Below are 434 nucleotides of genomic sequence, written 5' to 3'. Positions count from 1 at the left end.
AAGGCTGGGCGCGCGCTTGGAGTCACCCCGCATCCCCCAACAGCGAAACGGTCATGATTGCGGCGTCTTTGTGGTGGACGGCACACGCGAGCTGGTTAGGCGATTGGCGCAACCAGGGCAGCCAGTCCTGCTGGACCTCGACGGGCTCCGTGCCGATCGGCAGGCACTGCAAAACCGACTGCAGGGCTGAAGTTTGGCAATGGCGGGATAGCTTAAATTTAGACTGGAGCACCTCACGCCTACGGCCTGGGACTCGGGTCCGAGAGGCGTGGGAGGCGCACGCCCGGTCGTGTCCCATCAGGTGGTGTAGCTCGGCGGTTATGAAGCCGCTCGCGAGCGCGCCGTTAGTAGCGCTGTAGCGAGTGAGCGGCGTGTCGGTGGTCATCGGCGCTTTCCGGTAGGGTTTGGTTGTTGACGCCAACCCATTTCGGAAG

General features: G+C 63.4%; 1 protein-coding gene. It reads left to right on the top strand.

Features of this window, described 5'->3' with window-relative positions; genetic code table 11:
• A partial coding sequence (locus AC0YKC_RS34010; RefSeq protein WP_488514248.1) for a Ulp1 family isopeptidase occupies window positions 1–190 on the top strand: 190 nt, incomplete at its 5' end.
• Window positions 191–434: the final 244 nt, after the last annotated feature.

The sequence above is a fragment of the Mesorhizobium sp. CNPSo 4661 genome (genome assembly GCF_057784215.1).
This window is presented reverse-complemented; position numbering and strand designations above follow the sequence as displayed.